We start from the raw sequence: 9,275 nt of genomic DNA on the forward strand, positions 1-9,275 counted from the left end.
CGCGCTTGCCTCCGCGCCATGGAGCTCCGGCAGGAGGTCGGTGATGCGGGCGATCAGCACCGCAGCGTCCGTGTTCTTCGAGAAGATCTCGGCGATGCCGCAGGCGCGCACCGCACGGAAGAGCTCCGGGTCCGTCAATCCGGTCAGCGCCAGGATCACGGCCTCCGGCGCCCGGGCCCGAAGGAGCGTCATGCCGGCGACAGGCATCGCCCCGGGCATGTCGAGGTCGACCAAGCAGAACGCCGGGCCGGCCTCAGCCAGGCTCCAGGCCGTGGGATAGTCGCCGGCCTCGTCGATCGTCAGGTTGGGCCAGCGGTCGCGCAGGGCGCCAACGACCGCTTCTCTCATGAGCGGATGGTCGTCGCAGATCAGGCCGCGCATCGCACCGACAAAGCGTGGGCGGCGGCGGGCAGCGCGATCCAGAAGGCAGCGCCGCGGGTCACGCCCGGCCGCACTCCGCAGTCGCCGTGCATCAGCTCCACGAGGTTCCGCGTCGCCGCGAGGCCGAGGCCGAACCCGCCTTCAGATCCGACCCGCGCGCCCTGGGCGAACGGGGCGAAGACGCGCGCCTCGTCGCCGGGCGACAGCCCCTGGCCGTCGTCCACCACCCAGATGAAAGTCCATTCGCCCTGCGCCCGGGCGCCCATCACGATGCGCCGTCCGCCTGAGTGCCGGATGGCGTTCGCCACGAGGTTCTCGACCGCACGCGCCAACAGCAGACCATCGGCATGGAGTTCGACCGACCGGCCGGCGACGGAGATCCGCATCCCGGCCTCAGCCGCGGCCGGCCCCTGAGTGAGCAGCACCCGTTCGAAGAGCTCGGCGGCGGGGAAAGAGGCCATGTCGGCCACGACGACGCCGCCTTCGAGTTTCAGGTGGTCCAGCATGGAAGCGACCAGCGTGCGGGCGGCCGTAAGCGCCCGCCGAAGGCCCCCGACGGCCGCGGCCTGCTCGGCGGCGCGGGCGCCGGGCTTCACCCGATCGAGGAACAGGCTCGCCGCCTGTAGCGGCTGCTGCAGGTCGTGTGACGCGGCACGGATGAACTGAGTCTTGGCGTCGCGCTCGCGCTCGAGGTCGACGAGGGCGGCGGCGAGCTCGTCCCGCGCCTGGTCCGCCGCCGCCTGGGCCATCCGGGAAGCCACCACCGCCTGGCGTATGAAGCGCCGGATCGCCATCAGGGTCGCGCCGAACATGGGCAACATCAGGGCCAGGGGCGCGAAGTAGGGCGGCCGCGCAATCAGGAGCCAAGCCGTCAGAGAGCCCAGCACCGAGATGACGGCGCTGTTCAGCACCTGCGTCGCTTCGGTAGCCGCCGCGAACTGGATGATCAGGTACCAGGCGAACAGCACGAAAAGCAGCGCCCGGAGCTCGGGGTCCGAAACCGGCAGGAAGACCCACACGCTCCCGGCCGTCGCCAGATTGCAGACCACCATCCCGACTTTGGCGCTGGGAATCCAGCGCGTGAGGATCGCCTCGTCGGTGGGGGTGCGCCGCACGAAGGTGATCCACGCCGCCAGCCACGCCAGAAGCAAGGTGGCGATCGTTCCGAGCCACAGCGTGAAGCGGATCGGATCGGCCTTGCCCGCGAACAGGAACGCCAGGAAGGCGGTGACTGAGGCGAGCACGAACCAAGCAGCTATGCTGCCCTTCAGTTCGGTCCGCGCTTCGTGGACCAGGATGAGGTCGCGATAGGCCGCGTCCACGCTCTCTCTAGGCTCCCCGCGACTGCCGGGACGATCCGGGTCTCTGCGGTCACTGTCAAGCGAGCCCGCAACGAGTGGGTGCGCTCAGGGCCGCCCGGCAAGTAGACCATCCGGTCTAATGGGCGACGACGTCGCGCCTCCTTAGCCTCCTCCTCCGATTGAATTCCATGCGCAGGCTTGGAGTGCGTATGCATCCGACCCTTGATGTCCGGAGCCGCGCCGCGCCGGCGGCGGCGATGCTCCCGCCGCTGGGTCGCCGGATCCGGGAGGCCTGAGCGGTGGTCCGGGACGAGGCTCATTGGTCAGCTGTGGCGGACCTGTTCTCCTCCGCGCCCCTGACAGGCGCCTGGGCCCCTGCCCTCAACGCCCTGGCGGATGCGTGCGGCGGGCGGCACGGACAGCTTATCGGCGTCAGCAGTGACGCCGCGGTGGCCTTCAACTGGATGCCTCGAGCCGATGCCAGCGCGATCACGGAGTTCGTTGCGATCAACGGAGGAGACCCGCGGGTCAACCCGAGGATCAAGGTGGGTCGCCGCGCGCGGGTGATGCACGCCTGGCACGAGGCCCGGTGCTCCAGCGAGGACGAACTCCGCCGGAACTTCGCCCATGCCGATTGGTGCCGTCGGAACGACCTTTCTCACGGCAGCCAGGCGACCCTGGTCCGCGACCAGGGGATGCTGATCAAGCTCGCTGTCGGCCGCTCAGAAGGGGGCGGCCCGCCCGAAAGCCAGGACCGACGGGCGTTCGAAGCTCTCATCGGTCCGGTCCGCGCCGCGGTGCAGACCGAGATCCTGCTTGAGGGACGCGGGGCGGATCTTCTGGCGGGCGCCCTGGATGGATTGGCGCTCGCCGCCTTCATCTGCGATGGCCTTGGCGCGGTGCGGGCGGTCACCGCCCAGGCCGAGGCGGTGCTGCGTCGGGGAATCTTGCAGGTGCGGCGCGCCCGCCTCGGCGCGGAGGGGGCCGGCGCGGCCGCCTTGGAGGCCGCGATCGATAAGGCGCGATCGGACCGGCGCACGCCGGGCGAAACGCCATCCGGTTCGGTCGTCTTGCGGCGCGAGGGGGAGGTCGAGGTGCTCGACATCGTCGCCCTCCCGAGCGCACCCCACGCCTTCGGGTTCGAGCCCCGCCTGCTGGTCGTGGCGCGGGGCGGAGGTCGCGATCGCGGCGTGTCGCGGGACCTGATCCAGACAGCCTTCGATCTTACGCCGGCGGAGTCCGCCATCGCCTTGCAGTTGGCCGAGGGCGCCTCCACCGAGGATATCGCCGCGGCCCAGAGAATCTCGGTGTCGACGCTGCGCAGCCACGTCAAAGCGCTGTTCTGGAAGATCGGCGTCAACCGCCGAGCCGAGCTTGCGGCGCGGCTGCAGGCTTTTCGCTGAGGACATCAGCCGTCGTCCGGCCGCTCTCGACCGAGTGGCGCCTGGCGACAAACGCCGGCCACCCACCCCTAGCGAACCTTCAAACCTGGTAGGTTGGGAGCCGGACTTCTTGGATCAGAACGCCGCCCTAAGCTCGACGTGCTTCGGTGCTTACGGGCCTCTCCTGGCGCCCGCCGAGGTCGGCGATGCGCCAGGTGGTGGCGCCGACGGAGCCTAGAAGCGGATGTTGACTCCCGCGATGATGCGACGGTCCGTGAGGCCGTTGTAGCAGAGGAGCGCGCCGTCGTTGATGCAGTACTCGTTTGCATCTTCGCGGGTGAGGTTGATCCCTTCGATGCCGATGTTGATCCAGTCGTTCACATCGTAGCTGATGCTGGCGTTGAGCTGGCCCCGGTCGTCGCTCACCCGCGGCACGTCGAAGGCCGAGGTGAAGGCTTCCGTATTGAGGTAATCCGACCGCCACGTGTACCGCATCCGCGCGCTCAGCCCGTACTTCTCGTAGAACAGTGTGGCGTTGTAGGCGTACTTGGACAGGTTCTGCAGTTCGATCAGGTCCTGCGGCGCCGGGCTGAAGCCCAGATCCCGCATCGTGTTCCGCGTCAGGCCGACGCTCCGGTAGTTCCGCACATTGCCGCCGGCCTTCTGGTAGGTGAAGTTGCCGATGAAGCCGAAGCCCGACGCCCAGCCGAGCCGGTCTTCCCAACCGGAGAGGTCATGCTGGAAGGCGACTTCCACGCCGGTCTGGGTCGTCTTCCCATCGACGTTGAAGGTCGACGACAGCGGCACGCAGATGCCGGTCTCACCCCGCGCCGGGTTGTTGACGTTGATGATGGCGATCGGATTGAAGATGCCGCCGCCGGGGCATGAGGGGTCGCGGCTCCGGTTCACGACGCCGTTCACGGCATTGTCCGGCGGGCTTTCGGTGATGCTCGCGAATAGGTTTTCGCGGATCTTGTGGAAGAACCCGACGCTGACCACGCTCGAGGGCGCGAAGTAGTACTCCGCCGACAGGTCGAAGGACCAGACGGTCTCAGGCTCGAGGTTCGGGTTGCCGCGGACCACCGAAGTGTTCTCGCTGGTCGCGAACGACACCGATGTGGACAGGGTGTCGAAGTCGGGGCGGCGGATGTCCCGCGCGATGCCGCCGCGGATGAGCAGGTCCTCGCGAGGCTCCACGATCAGGTTGAAGCGCGGCAGCCAGAACTCGTAGGACGTCTCGTTGACCGAACGGGTCGGCGTGGAGCCCGTGACGATGGTGTTGCCGACCGACTCCAGGTTGGTCTTCACGTACCGGACCCCCGCATTGCCCCGCACAGGAACGCCGAACACTTCCGTGTCGAAGTTGCCTTGCAGGTAGGCGGTCTTGGTCTCTTCCACGATCTCGAAGAAGGCGCTGGCCTGCGAGGTCGGCGCGCCGATGGCCGGGATGTTTGAGCCATTGGCTGCGTTGCTCGCCGCAATCGCCGCGTTGAGGGCGGCCAGAGTGCCGGTCGGATCGCTGAAGGCCCGGGCGCCGTCGATGATCAGGAAATCGGCGAAGTACAGGCGGCGGTTGTCCGCGTCGTTGAAGTTGTTCGGACCAGCGATGACGAGGTCCGCGAACCGGTTCGCACTGGGGCGGTGGAACGACGTCGTGATGTTGGTGAAGCTGGTGGTGCCCCGCACATCGTCGTTCAGCACGCTCGTCTCGTTCCACCGCAGGCCGGCGTCGACCGACTTGAGGAACGGAAGGAAGTCCGACGTCTCGTACGAGAGGTCGAGCCTGAGCGCCTTCTCCTCGTTCTCGCGGACATTCCGCGCCTGCGCCACCTGCTGCAGCCGGTAGTTCGCGGGATCGAGCAGCTGCGCCGACGTGGGCGTCGAAGCCAGGCCCTGGGCGATGCCGAACTGCAGCGTCCCGTTGCGCAGGTCGAACTCGATCGGCACGCCGTTGGCGAGCGTGACGCCGGCGGTCGGCGGCGGCGAATTCGGGTTCACGAACTCCAACGTCGTGTTGAAGCTGGGCAGCACCGAGTCCGAGGTCGAAAGCGACGCCTGGGCGCTGACGGACAGCCTGTCGCCGCGCCATTCGCCGCCGAAAGCGAGCACCTTGCTCTCGGTCAGGCGCGAACCGGTGTCGCTTGTGGTCCGCAGGTACGGGGCCAGATTCCCCGTCGTTCGCGGGCGGATGATGCCGGTGAGCGCGGCCTGTACCGACCCCAGGTCGATCTCGCCGTTGGGCCCCTGGACCTTGCCCAGATCGACCGTCTCGAACGAGGTGTTGTCGGTGTTGTCGACCACGCCGTTGTCGGACACCGTGGAGATCTGGACGGTCGAGCTCTGCTCGACCCGCTTCTGGTCGTTGAGCACGGCGTCGACGTAGAACCGCAGGTTGTCGGTCGGCTTCCACTCCGCCGTGCCGGCGAAGTTCTTCGTCTCGTACTCGAAGTTGTCGAGATCCTGGTTGAAGAACTGGATGCGCAGGAAGGGGAACGCTTCGGCGCTCGCTCGTCCGGAGTTGGGGGTCACGACCGCGTCGCGATCGACCCGAGGCCGGAAGGCGACGACGTCCTGCTCGGCGTAGCTGAAGCTGCCGACCAGGCCGAACTCGCCCAGCGGGGTGTCCCAGCGGCGGCCGACGGTGCCGGAGTACCGGGGCGTAACCGTGTCGGCCAGGTCGCTGTATTCGCCCTGCGCGCGGAAGGCGATGAGCGGTTCGGTGAGGCTGAGCGGGCGGATGGTGCGCAGGTTGATCGTGCCGCCGACCGAGCCTTCGATCGTCCGCGCCTCCGGCACCTTGATGACCTCGACCGAGCTGGTCATCGAGGCGGCGAGGTCGTCGAAGCTGATCCCTGAGCGGCCCGAGCCGGACCCGACCGTCGAGACACCGTTGATTTCGACGCGGTTGGCGTCGGTGCCGCGGATCTGCACGCCGCGGCCGACGCCGGCCTCGCGCGTGATCTGAATGCCGGTGATGTTCTCGAGCACCTCGGCCAGGTTCTGGTCGGGCAGCTTGCCGATATCCTCGGCCTTGATGACCTCGATGAGGTTCTCGGCGCTGCGCTTCTCCTCGATGGCGCTGCGCAGCGAGGCGCGGATGCCGGTGACGACGATCTCGTCGACGCTCGCCTCGGCGGGCGGCACGGTCTGGGCGTGAGCCTGGGCGGCGGCAAGCGGCAGGGCGAGCCCGCCCAGCAGGGCCGCGCGCAGGTTGCGCTGGCCACGGGTCATGTGTCGGAAGGTCCGCATCGCTCCACCCCTTCGGTCCGCCTGTCTGGTGCAGGTTGGACCACATGCATGCGGCATTCAGACCAGTTCGTCAACCAATTGGTATGCTCCGAACAGAAATCGGCGCAGACCTATTTGTCAGACCGGATCGGACCAGCTCGACCTCACGCGCGCGCGGACGGCGGCGCCACGGTGGCGCAATTCGCCTATCTGGAGGGTGGAAGCTCAGCCCATACGGGCGGCGATCAGGAACCGTTCGCGGCTTTCGTTCGACTTCTGCCGTATCTCGCGCAGCGCGCGCTCTTCGGCGGCGTCCAGCATCGCCTCGATCAGGCGGTTGAAATGCTGGCGCATGGCGGCCCGCGCGCCGGCCGGGTCCCGGCGCTTCAGCGCGTCGAGCACGGCGCCGTGCTCATCGATCCGGGAGGAGTCGTCCTTCTCACAGATCGCCTCGTGGGCGGACCTGACCTCTTCAAGCTCGGTCCGCATGCGCCACAGGGAGGTGATGGTGTGGATGATGGCCCGATTGCCCGAGGCGGAAGCGATCAGCAGATGGAATTCCTTGTCCGCCTCGTCGGGCGTGAGGTCTGGAGAGCCGCCGGCCATAGCCGCCACAAGCGTGTCGAGCCGCTGGAGGTCCGCATCGGAGATAATCGGCGCGGCGAGCGCCGCAGCCTCGGACTCGAACAGCAGCCTGGCCTCCGTCAGCTCGAAGGCGCTGACCGCCGGCAGCCCCAGCGGATCCTCGTGCGCGCGCTCGAGCACATAGACGCCGGAGCCCGGCCGGATGGCCACGCGGCCGGACGCCTGCAAGGCGACGGCCGCTTCCCGCACGGTGACGCGGCTGACGCCGAAGCGTTCGGCGAGTTCGCGTTCCCCGGGCAGCTTCGCCCCGGGCGGGAACACGCCCTGGTCGATCAGCGACTCGATCTGATCGGCGATGGCGTGGAAGAGGCGGGTCTGCCCCCCTGCCCGTCGCGCCGTGTCGTTCGATCCGTCCAAGCCTTAGGTCCTATGCGCCCACCGACATCTCCAGCCAGAACGCCGGAGTCTGGGATAGGGTCAACAGAGTCCCCTGCGGCGTCAATTCTGTCAAGCCAGTGGCATAGACCGGTTCAACTTCACTGGTCTAATCTGATCCTTGAAACTGGTCCGGGCGACTGCTAGCGTCGCCGCAAGAAACCGGCCTGCGCGCCGGGCGCGAGGAAACATGAAGATCGTCCTGGGCGCCTTCCTGACGGGGGCCGTACTGCTGGCCTCCGCCTCGAACGCTGCGGCCGAGCGGATGCTCGTGCGGAGCCAGGAGGAATATCGGCGAGCGGTCGCCGAGGCCGACCCGGGCGACACCATCGTGCTGGCCAAGGGCGAATGGCGGGACTTCGAGATCGTGCTTCGCGGCCGCGGCGCGCCGGGCGCGCCCATCACTCTGACGGCCGAGCAGAAGGGGCAGGTCCTCGTCACCGGGCGATCCCACCTGCGCCTCGCCGGCGAGCATCTGGTCGTCTCAGGTCTCGTGTTCGTGGACGGCTGGGCGCCCAGCGGCGAGGTCGTGGCCTTCCGCGGCAAGGCTGGAGAGGTCGCCAGTCACTCGCGGGTGACCGAGGTGGTCATCGAGCGCTTCAACAATCCCGTGCGGACCGAGTCCGATCACTGGGTGGCGCTCTACGGCCATGACAACCGCTTCGACCACAGCCAGCTCATCGGCAAGGGGAACCACGGCGCGACTCTGGTCGTCGTTCGCGACAAGGCTCATGGCCTGGAGAACCGCCACCGGATCGACCACAACTATTTCGGGCCGCGGCCGTCGCTCGGCGCCAACGGCGGCGAGACCGTCCGCATCGGCACCAGTCACGAGTCGCTGTCGGCCTCGCACACCATCCTGGAGGACAACTACTTCGACCGCTGCGACGGCGAGGTGGAGATCGTCTCGGTCAAGTCCGGCGCGAACATCATCCGGCGCAACGTCTTCTTCCAGTCGCAAGGGGCCCTCACCCTCCGCCACGGCGACGGCAACCTCGTCGAAGCGAACGTCTTCCTCGGCGGCGGCAAGCCCAACACCGGCGGCGTGCGGGTGATCAACCGCAACCAGGTCGTCCGGGGCAACTACATGGAAGGCCTGCGCGGCGTCGGCTTCACCTCCGCGCTGACGATCATGAACGGCGTGCCGAACTCGCCGATCAACCGCTACCATCAGGTGGCGGGCGCCCGGATCGAGCGCAACTCGATCATCGACTCGCTTCCCGTCCATCTGAACGCCGGGGCCGACGCCGAACGCAGCGCGCCTCCGATCGACACGCGCTTCGCCGCCAACCTCGTTGTCGGACCGGACCGGCAGGACGTCTTCCGCGTCGATGGCGACGTGTCCGGAATCCGCTTCGAGGACAATGTGCAGTCCGTCGTGGACGCGCCCCGTCTGGCGAGCGGGTTCGAGCGGCGGCCGCTCCGGCTGACGCGCGCCCCCAACGGCCTGCTCTATCCCTCGGGGCGAGGCCTGGAGGCGGTCGGCGCCCCGCGCGACCTGAAGCCGATCGCGAAGAGCGAGACCGGCGTCACCTGGCGGCCCAAGGACCTGCCCGAACCGCGCCTCGACAGTGGCCGCACCCACCAGCTCGCGGCGGGCGCCGATCTCGCCCAGGCCGTGAGGACCGCCGCGCCGGGCGACATCCTGTTGCTCGCGCCGGGCCGGTATGCGGTCGAGGAGACCCTGTCGATCGCCAAGCCGGTCTCCTTCGTGGGCCCGCCTGCCAAGCCCGGCGAGGCCCCCTGGGAGACGCCGGTCGAGATCACCTTCACGCGCCCCACCCTCTTCCAGATCGATGACGGCGGAAGTCTGCGGCTCTCCAGGATCGCAATCTCGGGCCGCGAGGCGCCCGACGCCGCAGGCAACGCCGTGATCCGCACCAACCCGGGCACGCTGATCCAACCCTATGACCTGCGCATCGAGGCCTCGCGCATCAGCGACCTGTCAGTCAACGCCGCCTTC

General features: G+C 68.3%; 6 protein-coding genes. 2 read left to right on the forward strand and 4 right to left on the reverse strand.

The features are described from left to right. Together RIF93_RS15425 and RIF93_RS15430 are read right to left on the reverse strand one after the other, a co-directional pair. Positions 1 to 348: hypothetical protein (locus RIF93_RS15425; RefSeq protein WP_309092334.1), on the reverse strand; the 348-nt coding region annotated here is incomplete at its 3' end. A gap of 20 nt (positions 349 to 368) precedes the next feature. After that, complete coding sequence (locus tag RIF93_RS15430; RefSeq protein WP_309092335.1) at positions 369 to 1,703, reverse strand: HAMP domain-containing sensor histidine kinase; 1,335 nt, start codon at positions 1,701 to 1,703, stop codon at positions 369 to 371. Between the two features lie 308 nt (positions 1,704 to 2,011). Here RIF93_RS15430 and RIF93_RS15435 point away from each other — a divergent pair, with 308 nt between their 5' ends. Then, positions 2,012 to 3,085 (forward strand): helix-turn-helix transcriptional regulator, encoded by a 1,074-nt coding sequence (locus RIF93_RS15435; protein WP_309092336.1) that lies wholly within the window; start codon positions 2,012 to 2,014, stop codon positions 3,083 to 3,085. Between the two features lie 213 nt (positions 3,086 to 3,298). On the opposite strand, the gene RIF93_RS15440 is transcribed toward RIF93_RS15435, so the two are convergent. Continuing rightward, complete coding sequence (locus tag RIF93_RS15440) at positions 3,299 to 6,295, reverse strand: TonB-dependent receptor (RefSeq protein ID WP_309092337.1); 2,997 nt, start codon at positions 6,293 to 6,295, stop codon at positions 3,299 to 3,301. A gap of 222 nt (positions 6,296 to 6,517) precedes the next feature. After that, on the reverse strand, positions 6,518 to 7,294 hold the full coding sequence (locus RIF93_RS15445; protein WP_309092338.1) for a FadR/GntR family transcriptional regulator: 777 nt from the start codon (positions 7,292 to 7,294) through the stop codon (positions 6,518 to 6,520). Between the two features lie 208 nt (positions 7,295 to 7,502). On the opposite strand from RIF93_RS15445, the gene RIF93_RS15450 reads away from it, so the two are divergent. Continuing rightward, positions 7,503 to 9,275, forward strand: a 1,773-nt coding sequence (locus RIF93_RS15450; protein WP_309092339.1) for a polysaccharide lyase 6 family protein, incomplete at its 3' end; no start/stop codon positions are given.

Source organism: Phenylobacterium sp., from assembly GCF_031181185.1.
In the GTDB taxonomy this organism is placed as follows: domain Bacteria; phylum Pseudomonadota; class Alphaproteobacteria; order Caulobacterales; family Caulobacteraceae; genus Phenylobacterium.

Excerpts from the sequence above, each read along its gene's own strand:
- RIF93_RS15440 (WP_309092337.1), bottom strand. The coding sequence starts at position 6,295 with ATGACCCGTGGCCAGCGCAACCTGCGCGCGGCCCTGCTGGGCGGGCTC.